15 protein-coding genes are annotated in these 15,873 nt (G+C 55.4%); 8 read left to right on the plus strand and 7 right to left on the minus strand.

All coding sequences use genetic code 11. The features are described from left to right. Window positions 1–72 precede the first annotated feature (72 nt). The 3 genes from ACG1VR_RS09635 to ACG1VR_RS09645 all read left to right on the plus strand — a co-directional run bounded on the left by ACG1VR_RS09635 (window position 73) and on the right by ACG1VR_RS09645 (window position 1,097). Entirely contained in the window at window positions 73–519 is a 447-nt protein-coding gene (locus ACG1VR_RS09635; protein WP_016536875.1) for a YcgN family cysteine cluster protein, read from the plus strand. 71 nt (window positions 520–590) lie between these two features. Next, window positions 591–833: a hypothetical protein gene (locus tag ACG1VR_RS09640; RefSeq protein WP_371810769.1), complete on the plus strand. Its 243-nt coding sequence runs from the start codon at window positions 591–593 to the stop codon at window positions 831–833. 24 nt (window positions 834–857) lie between these two features. After that, window positions 858–1,097 carry a DUF333 domain-containing protein gene (locus tag ACG1VR_RS09645; RefSeq protein WP_016536873.1) on the plus strand — a complete coding sequence of 80 codons (240 nt, stop codon included), beginning with the start codon at window positions 858–860 and terminating at the stop codon, window positions 1,095–1,097. Between the two features lie 50 nt (window positions 1,098–1,147). Here ACG1VR_RS09645 and dsbB read toward each other — a convergent pair whose 3' ends face one another. Continuing rightward, window positions 1,148–1,678 (minus strand): disulfide bond formation protein DsbB, encoded by a 531-nt coding sequence (gene dsbB, locus ACG1VR_RS09650; RefSeq protein WP_016536872.1) that lies wholly within the window; start codon window positions 1,676–1,678, stop codon window positions 1,148–1,150. Between the two features lie 145 nt (window positions 1,679–1,823). Next, window positions 1,824–3,389: a sodium/proton antiporter NhaB gene (nhaB, locus tag ACG1VR_RS09655; RefSeq protein WP_395490788.1), complete on the minus strand. Its 1,566-nt coding sequence runs from the start codon at window positions 3,387–3,389 to the stop codon at window positions 1,824–1,826. A gap of 228 nt (window positions 3,390–3,617) precedes the next feature. On the opposite strand from nhaB, the gene fadR reads away from it, so the two are divergent. Then, window positions 3,618–4,337 carry a fatty acid metabolism transcriptional regulator FadR gene (gene fadR, locus ACG1VR_RS09660; RefSeq protein ID WP_016536869.1) on the plus strand — a complete coding sequence of 240 codons (720 nt, stop codon included), beginning with the start codon at window positions 3,618–3,620 and terminating at the stop codon, window positions 4,335–4,337. 47 nt (window positions 4,338–4,384) lie between these two features. Here the strand turns inward: fadR and ACG1VR_RS09665 are convergent, their stop codons facing one another. After that, window positions 4,385–5,917 carry a SpoVR family protein gene (locus tag ACG1VR_RS09665; protein WP_039898323.1) on the minus strand — a complete coding sequence of 511 codons (1,533 nt, stop codon included), beginning with the start codon at window positions 5,915–5,917 and terminating at the stop codon, window positions 4,385–4,387. Window positions 5,918–6,242: 325 nt separating this feature from the next. Between ACG1VR_RS09665 and ACG1VR_RS09670 the strand changes: the two genes are divergently transcribed. Together ACG1VR_RS09670 and dadX are read left to right on the plus strand one after the other, a co-directional pair. Further along, window positions 6,243–7,541, plus strand: coding sequence for a D-amino acid dehydrogenase (locus ACG1VR_RS09670; protein ID WP_395490789.1), 1,299 nt, complete (start codon window positions 6,243–6,245; stop codon window positions 7,539–7,541). Window positions 7,542–7,552: 11 nt separating this feature from the next. Further along, complete coding sequence (dadX, locus tag ACG1VR_RS09675; RefSeq protein ID WP_395490790.1) at window positions 7,553–8,626, plus strand: catabolic alanine racemase DadX; 1,074 nt, start codon at window positions 7,553–7,555, stop codon at window positions 8,624–8,626. A gap of 96 nt (window positions 8,627–8,722) precedes the next feature. Here the strand turns inward: dadX and ACG1VR_RS09680 are convergent, their stop codons facing one another. Then, window positions 8,723–10,453 (minus strand): potassium/proton antiporter, encoded by a 1,731-nt coding sequence (locus ACG1VR_RS09680; RefSeq protein WP_172570397.1) that lies wholly within the window; start codon window positions 10,451–10,453, stop codon window positions 8,723–8,725. Window positions 10,454–10,558: 105 nt separating this feature from the next. Next, the gene (gene ldcA / locus ACG1VR_RS09685) at window positions 10,559–11,470 is read right to left on the minus strand and encodes a muramoyltetrapeptide carboxypeptidase (protein ID WP_395490791.1); all 912 of its coding nucleotides are present in this window, start codon (window positions 11,468–11,470) and stop codon (window positions 10,559–10,561) included. A 95-nt stretch (window positions 11,471–11,565) separates the two neighbouring features. On the opposite strand from ldcA, the gene emtA reads away from it, so the two are divergent. Further along, a complete protein-coding gene (gene emtA, locus ACG1VR_RS09690) occupies window positions 11,566–12,177 on the plus strand; it encodes a membrane-bound lytic murein transglycosylase EmtA (protein WP_039898321.1) in 612 nt (203 codons plus the stop codon). On the opposite strand, the gene ACG1VR_RS09695 is transcribed toward emtA, so the two are convergent. Beyond that, entirely contained in the window at window positions 12,178–12,909 is a 732-nt protein-coding gene (locus ACG1VR_RS09695) for a flagellar brake protein (protein ID WP_016536860.1), read from the minus strand. Between the two features lie 235 nt (window positions 12,910–13,144). Here ACG1VR_RS09695 and ACG1VR_RS09700 point away from each other — a divergent pair, with 235 nt between their 5' ends. Beyond that, window positions 13,145–13,396 carry a GlsB/YeaQ/YmgE family stress response membrane protein gene (locus ACG1VR_RS09700; RefSeq protein WP_016536859.1) on the plus strand — a complete coding sequence of 84 codons (252 nt, stop codon included), beginning with the start codon at window positions 13,145–13,147 and terminating at the stop codon, window positions 13,394–13,396. 63 nt (window positions 13,397–13,459) lie between these two features. On the opposite strand, the gene ACG1VR_RS09705 is transcribed toward ACG1VR_RS09700, so the two are convergent. Next, on the minus strand, window positions 13,460–15,637 hold the full coding sequence (locus ACG1VR_RS09705) for a TonB-dependent siderophore receptor (RefSeq protein WP_039898319.1): 2,178 nt from the start codon (window positions 15,635–15,637) through the stop codon (window positions 13,460–13,462). Window positions 15,638–15,873: the final 236 nt, after the last annotated feature.

Consider the following 15,873-nt stretch of genomic DNA (forward strand, 5'->3'; position numbering starts at 1 on the left):
GGCGGCAAAACTTGCATCCGGGTGTCAGACTGTTTATAAGGTGCAGCTTAATTTTTAAATGCAGGAACCGCTATGACACCCACTCCCTTCTGGCAAAGTAAAACTCTCGACGAAATGAGCGACGCCGAGTGGGAATCACTGTGCGATGGCTGCGGCCAGTGCTGCCTGCATAAGCTTATGGACGAAGATACCGACGAAATTTATTTCACCAACGTCGCCTGTAAGCAGCTCAACATCAAAACCTGTCAGTGCAAAAATTACGTCCGCCGCTTTGAATATGAGCCGGACTGCATCAAGCTCACGCGTGACAATCTGCCGACCTTTGAGTGGCTGCCGCATACCTGCGCTTACCGCCTGCTGGCCGAAGGAAAACCGCTGCCTGAGTGGCACCCGCTGATTACCGGCTCAAAGGCTGCAATGCACGGCGAGCGTATTTCTGTACGCCATATCGCAGTGAAAGAGTCCGAAGTTCGCGACTGGCAGGACCATATCCTGAACAAGCCCGAGTGGGCTGATTGATAGCCCGCTTCTGCCGGCGCGAGTCGGCAGATAAATAAATCCTTCTTATAACTAATTTTGTGATAGGATGGATTTTCAATAACCAAAAACAAGAGAGTTTTATCCTGAATTTACTATTCCAGTGTCCGTCATGCGGCGGATCGCAGTATCGCACTTCCTCCTACGATGTCCGAGAATCAAATCCCCATGGCGCAGTCTGTATCTTTTGCAAATCCGCAATGCAGGTTTCCGCTCATCGTCCGTTAAATGCGACCTTCTCCGGTTTTAGCCCGCTGGCGCAACAGGCTTTGCCTTCTTCCCAGCCTCGCTGCTAATATTCCTTCTTCACAGGAGGGATAATGAAAAAACTGACGATAATAATGGGCATGCTGCTGTTAAGCGGCTGTGCAACCGCCGAGCGCGAAGCGCCAAAACCACCGGGCAGTATCGGAATGGCGAATCCGGCATCGGTTTACTGCCAGCAGAAAGGCGGTAAATCCATTGCGGTGAAAACGCCGCAGGGCGAGCGAGCCGATTGCCTGCTACCGGGCGGCGAAAGAATCGACGAGTGGGCGCTGTACCGACGCGATCATTCATAAAAAAAATAACCCACCGAGAGGTGGGTTATTGTTATCTGCGGGCGGCTAAATTAGCGGCCAAACAAATCGCGGCGTTTCGGTTTGAAAAACTGGCCAATCAGTACCAGAACCGCAATCACCAGGAACACGGCAAAGATCCCCAGCAGCCACTGCACCATATCCAGCGACAGGAACTCCCACTGACGAACGGAGCAGTCGCCGTTAGCAACAAATACCTGCGGCAGCCATTTATCCAACGGCAGCCAGCTCGGGAAACGAGCAAAGAAATCACAGGTCACAAACGGCGACGGATGAAGCTGAAGCATGGTGTGATCCCACGCGAGCTGAACGCCTTTCCCTGCGCTGTACAGCCAGATAGCCAGTGCGCCATAGCGCAGCGGCGTTTTTGGGGCGATTGCGCCAACCAGACCCGCGCCCATCACGCCGAACAGTGCGCAGCGTTCATAAATACACATCACACAAGGTTTCAGCCCCATAACGTGCTGGAACCACAATGCCACCATTTCAAGAACGAACGCCGTAAAGGCCAGAAGCAGCCAGGCGGTACGTCCTTGGGAGCATTGGTTTAAATATCGCAACATAATCAGTTTCCCTGCAGCATGCGTAGAATCGGCAGTGTAAACCAAATCCTTTTCTGCGCCAGTAGCGTAGATGAAAATAACGTACTAATCGGATGTTTATAAGGAAAAAAAATGTAACGGGAAGCGGACTTCCCGTTAAATTGCCTTAGTGCGGTGCAACCACGGTTTCCGGGGTGGTTAACCAGCCGCTGGCAAGCATCCAGTCCGTTGCGGGCGCAAGAGTATATTCAACGCAGAGCAGGCCGACCAGAGTCAGCACCAGCGTATACGGCAGCGCCATGACGACCATCCGCCCGTATGAGAGACGAATCAGCGGTGCAAGGGCGGAGGTTAGCAGGAACAGGAACGCAGCCTGGCCGTTCGGCGTAGCCACCGACGGCAGATTTGTACCGGTATTGATAGCCACCGCCAGCAGTTCAAACTGCTTGATATCGATAGCGCCATTTTGCAGCGCGGTTTTTGCCTCGTTGATATAAACGGTGCCGACAAAAACGTTATCCGATATCGAAGAAAGCAGGCCGTTAAAGATATAAAACAGCGAGAGCTGAGAGTGTGGGGAAGCGGCGAGCACATACTGAATTATCGGGCTAAACAGATGCTGGTCGATAATCACCGCCACAATGGTAAAGAACACGGTCAGCAGGGCGGTAAACGGAAGCGCCTCGGTAAAAGCTTTGCCGATGGCGTGCTCGTCGGTAACGCCGCACAGCGAAGTCGCCAGAATAATCACCGACAGGCCAATCAGGCCGACTTCCGCAAGGTGCAGGGCAAGGGCGATAATCAGCCAAACGCCGATCAGGGCCTGAATCAGCAGTTTCATTTTGTCCTGCCGGGTACGTTTCTGAGCGCTGCGGGTATCAAACTCCTGCAAAATGCTGCGCACTTTTTCCGGCAGCACTTGCCCGTAGCCCAGCACTTTTGAGTACTCCAGCAGCACGCAGGTCAGCAGGCCGCAAACCAGTACCGGAACCGTCACCGGCATCATCCGCAGGAAGAAATCGCCAAAGTGCCAGCCGGCATTTTTCGCGATGATAAGGTTCTGAGGTTCTCCTACCATCGTCATCACGCCGCCGAGCGCGGTTCCCACGCCCGCATGCATCATCAGGCTGCGCAGGAAGGCACGAAATTGCTCAAGCACCTCGCGGTTTTCGGTTTTAATCCGGCTGTCATCCTGCAAATTGCCGCTTTCAGTGCCTTCAGAGGCCACCTGGTGGTAAATGCTGTAGAAGCCGACCGCGACGCTGATGACCACGGCGACAACGGTTAAGGCATCGAGGAAAGCGGAGAGAAAAGCGGCAGCCACGCAAAAGGCCAGCGAAAGCGCTATTTTTGAACGAATACCCAGCAGCAGGCGGGTGAACAACAGCAACAGAAGCTGCTTCATAAAATAGATCCCGGCGACCATAAACATCAGCAGCAGCAGGACTTCAAGGTTAGATGCAACCTCGGCGCGAACGTGGTCGGGGCTGGTCATACCGACGATAACCGCTTCGATGGCCAGCAGGCCGCCCGGCAGCAGCGGGTAGCACTTGAGTGCCATCGCCAGCGTAAAAATAAACTCCACAACCAGCATCCAGCCCGCGATAAATGGACTGACAAACCAAAAGACCAGCGGATTAACCACTAAAAAGAGCATCAGCGTTAATTTGTACCAGTCAGGAGATTGACCCAGAAAATTGCGGTACAAAGCCCGCCCGGCAGACATTTCCATCGTTAAGTTACCGTTATCCATTGTATTATATTGATGTATAGGAAAATAACCTCTCAGGTTACTCCTATATGGGGTGGGCTATCAAGCCGCAGAAAATCCCGAGTTAAGGCATTTATCCTCAAAATTCAACACCGATCCCGCATTTGTCCCTTGCCCCCGCTATCTGGAGCGTATGGCATCTGGTATGATGAGTCCAATTTGCAAAACCTGAGTAATGGAAATCTTACTATGGTCATTAAGGCGCAGAGCCCAGCGGGTTTCGCGGAAGAGTATATTATAGAAAGCATCTGGAATAGTCGTTTTCCTCCGGGGTCAATTCTCCCGGCAGAACGTGAATTATCAGAGCTTATTGGCGTAACCCGAACGACATTGCGTGAAGTGTTACAGCGCCTTGCCCGTGACGGCTGGTTGACTATCCAGCACGGCAAGCCGACCAAGGTTAACAATTTCTGGGAAACTTCAGGTCTGAATATTCTGGAAACTCTGGCCCGTCTCGATCATGACAGCGTGCCGCAGCTTATTGATAACCTGCTGTCGGTGCGTACCAATATTTCAACCATCTTTATCCGCACGGCGATCCGCCAACACCCGGATAAAGCGCAGGAAGTGCTGGCGACGGCCAACCAGGTTGAAGACCATGCCGATGCGTTTGCCGATCTTGATTACAACATTTTCCGCGGCCTGGCATTTGCCTCCGGTAACCCAATTTACGGCCTGATCCTCAACGGGATGAAAGGGCTGTATACCCGTATCGGGCGGCACTACTTCTCTAACCCGGAAGCTCGCAGCCTGGCGCTTGGTTTCTATCATCGTCTGGCGGAAATCTGCCAGCAGAGCCTTCACGATCAGGTGTTTGATACCGTGCGTAACTACGGTCGCGAGAGCGGTGAGATCTGGCACAGGATGCAGAAGAATCTGCCGGGTGACTTAGCGATGCACGGTCGCTAATAGCCTGAAATAAAAAACGCTTCCAGACGGAAGCGTTTTTTTGTCTCTTAAAGCGACGTTCGCTGCGGGCAACGCTCAAGCAACTCCACGCTGCCATCCGCGTTTTGCTGCTCCATAATCACGTCAAACCCCCACAGGCGATGCACATGCTTGAGCACCTCTTTACGGCCTTTGTCCAGCGGCGCGCGGTTATGCGGAATATAGCGCAGCGTTAGCGAACGGTCGCCGCGCAGATCCACATCCCACACCTGAATATTCGGCTCAAGATTGCTGAGGTTGTACTGGGCCGAAAGCTGGGCGCGGATCTCGCGGTAGCCTTCTTCGTTATGGATAGCCGCAATCTCGAGATAGTTATTGCGGTCGTCGTCCAGCACGGTAAACAGGCGGAAATCGCGCATCAGCTTGGGCGACAGGAACTGGCTGATAAAGCTTTCATCCTTGAAGTCGCGCATCGCAAAATGCAGAGTTTCCAGCCAGTCTTTACCTGCGATATCCGGGAACCAGTAACGGTCTTCTTCGGTAGGCGTCTGGCAAATTCGTTTAATGTCCTGGAACATCGCGAAGCCAAGGGCATACGGGTTAATGCCGTTGTACCACGGGCTGTTGTAGGGCGGCTGGAACACCACGTTGGTATGGCTGTGGAGAAACTCCAGCATAAAACGCTCGCTGACTTTTCCTTCATCATAAAGATGGTTGAGGATGGTGTAATGCCAGAAGGTCGCCCAGCCTTCGTTCATCACCTGGGTCTGCTTCTGCGGATAGAAATACTGGCTCACCTTACGCACGATGCGCAGGATCTCGCGCTGCCACGGTTCGAGCAGCGGCGCATTCTTCTCCATAAAGTACAGCAGGTTCTCCTGCGGCTCTGAAGGGAACCGGTGGGCGGACTCGGCGGTTTTCTCTTCTTCCTTACGCGGCAGGGTACGCCACAGCGTGTTCACCTGGCTTTGCAGATACTCTTCCCGGCTCTTCTGGCGAGCTTTCTCTTCCTGCAGCGAAATCTTCTGCGGGCGCTTATAGCGGTCAACGCCGTAGTTCATCAGCGCGTGGCAGGAATCAAGCAGGCGCTCAACTTCATCCACCCCGTAACGTTCTTCGCATTGGGTAATGTAATTTTTGGCAAAAATAAGGTAGTCGATAATAGAGCTGGCATCGGTCCAGCTGCGGAACAGATAGTTATTTTTAAAGAATGAGTTATGGCCGTAGCAGGCGTGCGCGATAACCAGCGCCTGCATGGTGATGGTGTTCTCCTCCATGAGGTAAGCGATACAAGGGTTAGAGTTGATGACGATTTCATACGCCAGCCCCTGTTGCCCGTGCTTATACAGACGCTCGGTTTCGATGAATTTTTTGCCAAAAGACCAGTGCGGGTAGTTAATTGGCATCCCGACGCTGGAGTAGGCGTCCATCATTTGTTCCGAGGTAATCACTTCAATTTGATGGGGATAAGTGTCGAGTCTGTAGAGTTTTGCTACCCGGTCAATCTCGGCCAGGTAGATGTCCAGTAGCTCGAACGTCCAGTCGGGGCCGTCACTCAGACGGTTGGGATCCTTTGTGGCGAAATCAGTTACGGTAGCCATCAGCGCGCCCTCATTGTTTTCGGCTCTCTCTGGATGGAAAGCCTCACTTTCAAGAATAGACAACTCCTGAAAGATAGCGCCGACAAGTAAAATTTTTTCTGCACGATTTATCGATCCCGATGACGCGATTTTAGCCGCATGCCCAGCATTTTATTTTGGCGAAAATATTTTCCATCGCAGGAGATGCTAATTATCTCGTGCCAGTCCTGGCGGGCAAAGATGTGAGTTTAGTCACCATAATAAAGCCGTATGTTGAATAACATTTTCAACTGAGTTATCAATATGTAATCAGAAGATTATTCTTTTAGCTAAATGCGGAGCAGATATGCGTGTTGTGGTGCTGGGAAGTGGTGTTGTCGGCGTGGCAAGCGCCTGGTATTTACGTCAGGCCGGGCATGAAGTCACCGTCATCGATCGCGAATCAGGTCCGGCGCAGGAAACCAGCGCCGCCAATGCAGGGCAAATCTCACCGGGTTACGCAGCGCCGTGGGCGGCTCCTGGTGTGCCGCTAAAAGCCATCAAGTGGATGTTCCAGCGCCATGCTCCGCTGGCCATCAGCCTCGACGGCACGCAGTTTCAGCTCAAATGGATGTGGCAGATGCTGCGCAACTGCGACACCCGTCACTACATGGAAAATAAAGGCCGCATGGTGCGCCTCGCGGAATACAGCCGAGACTGCCTGAAAGAGCTGCGTCACAGCACCGGCATTCAGTATGAAGGCCGCCAGGGCGGCACGTTGCAGCTGTTCCGCACCGCGCAGCAGTATGAGAGCGCGGCAAAAGATATCGCCGTGCTGGAAGAGGCAGGCGTGCCGTACGAGCTGCTGGAGGCTAGCCAGCTGAATCGGGTTGAACCGGCGCTGGCGGATGTCGCCCACAAGCTCACCGGCGGGCTGCGCTTACCCAATGATGAAACCGGCGACTGCCAGTTGTTTACCCAAAATCTTGCGCGCATGGCGGCGGAGGCGGGCGTTGAGTTCCGTTTCAATACGCCTGTTGACCGCCTGTTGTGTGAAAATCAGCAGATTTCAGGCGTACAGTGCGGGCAGGAAGTAGTGAAGGGAGATGCCTATGTCGTGGCCTTCGGCTCTTATTCCACCGGGCTGCTCAAGGGGGTTGTCGATATTCCAGTTTACCCGCTAAAAGGCTACTCTCTTACTATTCCCATTGCCGACGAGCAGGGCGCGCCGGTCTCGACTATCCTCGATGAAACTTACAAAATCGCCATTACCCGCTTCGATAACCGAATCCGCGTCGGCGGCATGGCGGAAATCGTCGGCTTTAATACCAAACTGCTGCAACCTCGCCGTGAAACGCTGGAAATGGTGGTGCGCGACCTGTATCCGCGCGGCGGGCATGTAGAGCAGGCGACATTCTGGACCGGCCTGCGACCGATGACGCCGGACGGCACGCCGGTTGTAGGCCGTACGCCGTTTAAAAATCTGTGGCTCAACACCGGCCACGGCACGCTTGGCTGGACCATGGCCTGCGGCTCCGGCCAGATGCTGAGTGACCTGATCTCCGGGCGTACTCCGGCTATCCCGAGCGAAGATCTGGGTGTTGCACGCTATGCGCCGGGCTTTACGCCGTCAGGTGCTCAACATCTTCACGGCGCACATAATTAAAAGGAGCAGTCATGTCCCGTCCTGTAGTGGCGACGCTGAGTCTCAGCGCGCTGCGCAATAATCTCGATGTGGTGCGCAGAGCCGCGCCTCATTCCCGGGTCTGGTCGGTCGTGAAGGCCAATGCCTATGGGCACGGCCTGGACAGGGTTTGGTCCGCGCTTGGCGCTACCGATGGTTTTGCGATGCTTAACCTCGAAGAAGCCATCCTCCTGCGTGAGCGCGGCTGGAAGGGGCCAATTCTGATGCTGGAAGGCTTCTTCCACGCCGACGAACTCGAACTGTTTGATAAGTACCGGCTGACCACCAGCCTGCATAGCAACTGGCAGGTGAAGGCTCTGGCGAACGCGAAGTTAAGCGCGCCGCTGGATGTTTACCTTAAAATCAACAGCGGGATGAATCGCCTTGGCTTTACGCCGGACCGCGTTCACGGTATCTGGCAGAAACTGCGTTCCGTTGACAATGTTGGGCAGCTTACGCTGATGGCGCATTTTGCCGATGCGGAGCTGCCGGAAGGCATCATCGAGCCGATGACGCGCATAGAGCAGGCTGCGGAAGGCATCGACGCCCCGCGCTCGCTTTCTAACTCGGCGGCGACCCTGTGGCACCCCGAAGCGCATTTTGACTGGGTTCGTCCCGGCATTATCCTTTATGGCGCGTCCCCAAGCGGCCAGTGGCAGGATGTTGCCACCAGCGGCATTCAGCCTGTGATGACTTTGAGCAGCGAAATTATTGGCGTTCAGAATCTAAAATCCGGGGATACAGTAGGCTACGGCAGCCGTTATACCGCAGGCGGCGAACAGCGAATCGGCATCGTCGCCGGCGGCTACGCGGACGGTTATCCACGTATCGCACCGGATGGAACGCCGATCATGGTAGATGGCGTAATGACCCGCGTGGTGGGTAAAGTTTCGATGGATATGATAACCGTAGATCTCACGCCTTGCCCACAGGCGGGGATCGGCAGCCCGGTTGAACTGTGGGGTAAAAACGTCAAGATTGACGATGTTGCCAGCGCGGCGGGAACCGTTGGCTATGAGCTGATGTGTGCGTTAGCGCCGCGTGTACCGGTGGTGGTAAGTCAGTGACTCGAACCCTCTCCCGGGAGGGAGAGGGACTAAATGAAATCCTTATTGGAAGAGTAAGTGCCGTTTTCTCCTGAGCCCGAGCTGGCCGAGGGGATATTACTCCTCTTCCTCCTCCATCACGCGGACGCCAATTTTGCGCACCAGATTGTCTTCTTTTTCGGCAACCGTCCAAATCATTCCGGCAAACTCTACCTGGTCACCCACGACCGGCGCACCGCCCAGCATGCCAAGAACAAAGTCACCCAGCGACTGCTGAGTATCAACGGTCTCATCCAGCGTCAGGCCGTAAATCATCGCGACGTCAGAGAACTGCGCGCTGGCTTCCAGAATAAAGTCGCCGAAGAAGCGCTGGTCGAGATCGACGGGCGGTGACTGGCTAAATAGCTTGCCGAGTGCGGGCAGGTCACGTTCCCGGCCGATGACGCAGAGCACATCGCCTTCGCGCAGCCGGGTGCTGCCCGTCGGGTGCAGCAGGGCGTTATCCCGGAACAGCGCCGCGATTCGCGTCTCTTTGGGCATATGCAGGTCGCGTAACGCCGCGCCCACGCACCATTTTTCTTCACTAAGCTGGTAAACAAACTGCTCCCACGGGTTATCAGGATGAATATCCAGCCCTACGCGGGAAACTGGCCAGCCGACGGGCGGCACCACCACTTTCGCTTTTTTGGCCGCCCAGCCAAGGGATGTGCCCTGAAGCAGGAGGGAAACCAGTACCACGAAGAATGCCACGTTGAAGAACAGACGCGCGTTATCCAGCCCGGCCATCATCGGGAAAACCGCAAGAATGATAGGCACCGCGCCGCGCAGGCCAACCCAGCTGATAAACACGCGCTCGCGCAGGTTAAAGCCGCGGAACGGCAGCAGCCCGGCAAAAACGGAAAGCGGGCGGGCAAAGAAAATCATCCAGGCAGAAAGCAGCAGCGCCGGAACCGCAATCGGCAGCAGGTCGGAGGGGTTAACCAGCAGGCCGAGCACCAGGAACATACCGATTTGCGCCATCCACGCCAGGCCATCGAAGGTTTGCAGGATGCCAAAGCGGTTGCGGATTGGGCGGTTGCCCATAACAAAGCCGCAGAGATAAACCGCCAGAATGCCGCTGCCGTCCAGCGCCGTGGTCACGCCAAACACCATGATACCGCCGCTGAGCGCCAGCATCGGGTACAGCCCCTGGGGCAGGGTAATGCGGTTAATCATCTGCAACAGCAGGTAGCCGCCGCCGAGGCCGAGCGCAATACCCAGGCCGAACTGCTGAATAATATGGACCAGGAAAAGCCAGCTCAGGCCCGTCTGGTGCTGCTGGATCATCTCAATCAGCGTGATGGTAAGAAATACCGCCATCGGATCGTTACTGCCGGACTCAATCTCAAGCGTAGCGCCCACGCGCTCGTTCAGGCCTTTCCCGCCCAGCAGCGAAAACACCGCCGCAGCGTCGGTAGAGCCGACGATAGCGCCTATCAGCAAGCCGTCTATCAGGTTGAGATGAAACAGCCAGGCTGCGGCAAGGCCGGTCAGCCCCGAGGTAATGAGTACGCCAACGGTCGCCAGCGAAAGCGCAGGGCCCAGGGCAACGCGAAAGGAGCTTGCCTGAGTGCGCATCCCGCCATCAAGCAGGATAACCGCCAGCGCCAGGTTACTTATCAGATAAGCGAAGGGATAATTATCAAACGGGATACCGCCCAGACCATCAATACCGGCCAGCATGCCGATAGCGAGGAAGATAACCAGAATGGGGATGCCCAGACGAGAGGAGAAAGAACTTAATAAAATACTGCAAGTTACCAGAACGGAACCCAAAATAAACAGACTGACTATCGCCCCTGCGTCCAAAATCATCACTCTCCTTCATCTAATATTTCTGTTTAGCGTGTTGCAAAAGGTTAACACGTAAGTTGCGGATTAAACGCCCAAAAAGGGCGCTTAAAGCTCTTTTCTTTAGCGCAGTACCGGGTGGCCGCTAACGCTCAGGCGGGCGGTGTGGCCGTCGTGCTGTAGTTCGGCAAAAGCACCGAGAGGCAGCGTTACGGTTTGCGGTTCGTGACCAAACGGCAGCCCGGAGAGAATTGGCACCCTTAAGCGCTGCTGTAGGGTACGGCGCATCTCGTCAAAATCATATCCTGCGTCATAATCCGTTGCCGTTGTACCGTTAAAGCTTCCTAAAATAATCGCTTTCTGGCGCGCCAGTATTCCGGCGTGGTGCAGCTGCAAAAGCATGCGCTCGACGCGGAACGGATGCTCATTAATATCCTCGACCACCAGGATACCGCCGTGAATCGTCGGCAGCCAGGGAGAGCCGATCAAAGAGATTAGCATCGCCAGATTGCCGCCCCAGAGCGTGCCAGCGGTTTGCGTTGCCGGGGCATCGCTTTGCCAGGTGACGGTGAACTCCGGGTCGCGCATCGCCATCCAGAAGTGGCGCAAAGTGTATTCATCCACCTCATCAGCGCCGAAGTTTCCGGCCAGCATTGGCCCGCTGAAGGTGATAGCTCCGCACTGGGCCAGTAGTCCAAGCTGGATGGCGGTAAAGTCGCTATGGCCGCAAATAATTTGCGGGCGGGCGCGCAGCGCGGCGCCAATGCGCGCAAAATCAATATTTTCAAGCAGGCGGCTGGCTCCGTAACCGCCGCGCACCGCCAGCACAATATCAGTCTCCGGCGGCAGGCAGGCCAGCTGATTTATCTCTGCCAGGCGTTCGCTATCGGTTCCGGCAAAGCGTTGAAAACGTCTCGTTACGGCCTGCTGATTCGTTACCTGATGCCCGGCCTCTTCAAGCCTGCGGATGCCGCGCGCGGCGGCCTGCTGGTTGATGCAATAGCCCGACGGGGCGATTAAATGAATCAGAGACATGGCATTTCCTTGCTGAATATGAATTGGTTATCATGCCGCTATCGAGAGCGCTTGTCATCGCCGTTATGGCGAGCCATATCAATAAGGATAGATGCGTGAAATTAAGATGGTTTATCGTTCTGGTGCTATTTCTTGCCGGCTGTTCCAGCCATTCGCCGCAGCAGCAGGCGCCGTGGGACCCGACCATTCCTACCCAGCGAGCGCTGACGTGGATGCCGCTCACCGAGCAGTCCGGGCAGCAGTGGGGCGTAAGCCCGCGTCTGATCACCGCTATTATCGCCGTTGAGTCCGGCGGCAATCCTCAACTGGTTAGCGGATCGAACGCCATCGGCCTGATGCAGATCAAAGCCTCGACTGCCGGTAAAGATGTTTATCGCAATCAGGGGTTTAGCGGGCAGCCCTCCAACAGCGAACTGAGAGATCCGGCGCGCAATATTGATATCGGCACGGCGTATCTTAGCATTCTGGAGCACGGAATTCTGCGAGGGATTAACGATCCGCAGGTGATGCAGTATGCGCTGATCGTTTCATACGTTAACGGGGCGGGCGCGCTGCTCAGAACCTTCGACTCAGACCGGCAGGACGCTATCGACAAGATAAACCGCCTCAGCCCGGACGAGTTCTACCGCCACATCGAGACTAATCACCCTGCGCCACAGGCTCCGCGCTACCTGTATAAGGTGACGCGGGCCATGAACGCTATCTGATTATTTAACGCGGTTGGCCTTTTCCCGGGCCGACCGCTCCAGTGAAAAGATAATCTTTTGCAATTCCCGCTCAACCGCCGGGTTGACGTTCAAAAAGCGGAAACTCAGGCGCGGCGTAGAGATGGTTTCATTTTTGCTGTCCACCACTTTACGCTCCGACACCATCACCAGCTGCATGTCAAAATAGAACTTGCCCCATTCGACGAGATCCATCTCTACGCGGCCAAAGCGCAGGCCCGGTGAAAGCCCCGGCGGCAGAGCGCCCTCAACCAGCGCGCCCAGGCCTCCCAGCGAAAGGTCGCACATTCTGAAAGCGAACTGAGAACCGTCCGGCAGCTCGGTACGGCAGTAATATTGCGGCTGCATCGGGGCGCTGATGCGGAAGTATTCGCGGCGCTGAACGAACCACAGCGACGGCGGCAGCGGCGTGGTAAACGCCGGTAATTTTTGATATTCCATCGCCTTCAGGCCCGGCAGGGAAAACTCCACCTTTGCGCCCTGCGTTTCGGCGATAAATTCGATGTGGGTGGCCTTTTGCACGGAAAGGTTTTCCTGCGCCTGGCTACCGAAGTCCAGCACCAGACCCTGGGCCGAAACGTCGAGAATTTTGCTGATGAACTGGCCGTTCGACCATTCAAGCCGGACAGGAACCTGCTGTTTGTGTAAGTCTCGTAGCACACCTAATACAGCCAGAGGGGACTGCTTCAAAAACTGCTCGTTATAGTGACTCAAGGCTCAAGTCCTTGTTGTGTTTTCAGGTTGTGGTATCGAAGCTTATCGGCAAAATCGGGCAAAACTTAATACAAATTTATGATTTTTTTGTCTGAAAATGAGCATAACCAGGTGAGATGCATCACATTTTTTGCCAACAGGACTATAATCATTCTGACAGCAGGCGGCTTTCTCGACGCGTATGGCGTCAGGGCGAGCCTGCTAACGCTCACAATATAGAAGAGGACGTTCTAAAATGGGTATCCTGGCCTGGATTATTTTTGGTCTCATCGCGGGTGTGGTTGCTAAGCTGATTATGCCTGGTAAAGACGGCGGCGGCATTATCCTTACCTGTATTCTGGGGATAGTGGGTGCGGTAGTTGGCGGCTGGGTGGCAACCGCGCTGCACCTTGGCGGGCCGGTAACCGGCTTCAACTGGCCGAGCTTCTTTGTTGCGGTGATTGGCGCCATTATTGTGCTGGCAATTTTCAGGATGGTTCGACGGTAACAGCAGGTCATACATTATAAAAAAACGGCCCTTCGGGGCCGTTTTTACGTTTAGCGCCGGGCGTTAGAAATCGTAGCCAACGGTAGCCATTACAGAGCGCTCTGCGCCCCAGTAGCAATAGCCCGTGCCGTAGCAGCCTGCAACATAATCGCGGCCGGTCAGGTTGGTGGCGTTAAGCTGCACAAACGCGCCTTTCAGCGACGGCGTCCACGCGCCCATATCGGCGCGAACCATCGCATCCAATAAGGTCGTAGAAGGCACGCGCAGGGTATTCTCGTTGTCGGCCCACTGGCGGCCAATATAGCGAATACCAGCCCCGAAACTGATGCCGTAATCTGCTTTGAACGTGCTCCACAGGCTGGCCATCTGGTTTGGGGTCACGTAAGGCGTGTTGCCGTCGTTGCCGTCAATCGCATCTTTGTAGCGAACGCGGTTGAGGGTATAGCTGGCAATAGTGGACAGGCGAGAGGTCAACTGAGTTCGGGCCTCAAGCTCCAGCCCCTGGGAATGAACCTTCCCGGCAGGCTCAAAGTAGCCGCCCTGAACGTTACGGTTGCCGACGTCTTTCTGAGTCAGGTCGTAAACGGCCGCGCTGTAGAGGTCGCTGGTTCCCACCGGCTGGTATTTAATCCCCGCTTCATACTGCTCGGCGGTTGTCGGTTTCAGCAGCTTGCCCTGGGCATCGGAAAGCACCTGCGGCGTCACGGCCTGGCTGTAGCTTACATAAGGCGAAATGCCGTTATCGAAGGCATACAGCAGCGAGGCGCGTCCGCTGAAGTGGTTATCGCTGCGGTTATCCGTTACGTCGCTGTCGATTTCCGGGGCCACGAGGTGGCTTTTGGTGGTCAGATGGTCGTAGCGGCCTGACAGCGTCATATGCCAGCGATCCCACTTCATTTCGTCCTGCAGGTACGCCCCGGTTTGCTCATACTGGCGGCGGCCAGATTTCACCAGCAGCCCCTGATTAATCGTCGCGTAGCTAGTGTCGCGCGGATCGTAATAATAGTAGCCGCCAACCCCGCCGGAAACGCCGGTCCATGGATTCAGCTTAGTGGTGTAGCCCGTACCGTCGGTCAGGTCGTTGGTGAATCGATGATATTCGCCGCCCAGCACAACTTTATGCTGAAGGTCGCCGGTGGCGAAGTCTGCTTCCAGCTGGTTGTCGATGGCCCAGGCGTCGAGGGATGAGTTCTCGCTGCTGTAATAGCGGTTGAGTTCATTGTGTTGAGTATCCGCCCAGCCAATCTGGTAAGCCTGGCGCAGCGCTACGTTGGAGTGGGTGTAGCTGGCGTTAGAGCGGAACGACCATACGCTGTCGAAGGCGTGGGCGAACTCATAGCTGTAGATCTGCTGGTGGCGCTTGAAGGCGTCATCGCCGGGCTGCACGTCGGAGAAGCCGGTATCAAGCTTGCGCCCGGTGGTGGTGTACAGGCTGCCGTCCCCCGGCACCGAGCCGTGGTAACCGCCTGAAGGATCTTTTTCCAGATAAGCTCTCAGCACCAGCGAAGTTGCATCATCCGGCTGCCACAGCAAAGAAGGTGAAATAGCGTAGCGTTCGTCGCGGGTGTTTTCGTATTGGGTATCGCTATTTTTGGTCAGGCCGGTAATACGGAAGGCCCACTGGTCGTTGATGGCGTTGGTGTAATCGAAAGCGGTGCCGTTGGTATTGTGGTTGCCGTACATCGCCCGTACGTGGCCTTCTTCAACAAACTGTGGGCGCTTAGAGGTTTCCATCACCAGGCCGCCCGGCACGGTCTGGCCGTAGAGCGCGGAAGAAGGGCCTTTAATCACGTCAAGGCGCTCAAGGAACCACGGGTCGACCTGAACGACGTTAAAGCTGCCCGCATCGCTCATCAGGCGCAGGCCGTCGAGGAAGATATTGTTGACGTCGCCGCCGTGGAATCCGCGCAGCGCAACGGTATCGTAGCGGGTTGCGCCGCCGGAGAAGCCGGTGAACACGCCCGGCGTGTAGTTAAGGGCGCTGTTAATCGTCATCGCGCCCTGGTCTTCCATCTGCTGACGGGTGACCACGGAGATGCTTTGCCCGGTAGTTATCAGCGGCTCATCGGTTTTTGTTGCGCCGCGGGTGGTGGTAGCGGTGTAGCCGAGCGTTGGGGAGGTAGCGGTATCGGCGGGTTTCGCCGTGACAACCAGGGTCTCTTCAGCCAGCGCGGATGCAGGGGCGATGAGGGCGAGCGCGCAGAGTAAAGCGGAGCGCTTTACGGTAAAAGCCTTTATCATTTTATTTGTCCAGGGAAGTATTGGGGTCATCATCCTGATGGAATTCCACCGCCGTGCCGGAAGGCGGGAAAGCGCAAAGTATCTACATGCGATTTCGAATGCGAATTATTATCGTTATTATTATCTCATTCAAGCGAAGTTATGATCTTTTTTGCGCGTAAAGTCCATGAAATGATTGGTGATTTAGGCCACTGATTGTTGAAAATGAAATAGTTCAGGAAGGAAAAGGCGGCCGC

This window comes from Cedecea davisae (assembly GCF_044095835.1).
Taxonomy (GTDB): domain Bacteria; phylum Pseudomonadota; class Gammaproteobacteria; order Enterobacterales; family Enterobacteriaceae; genus Cedecea; species Cedecea davisae.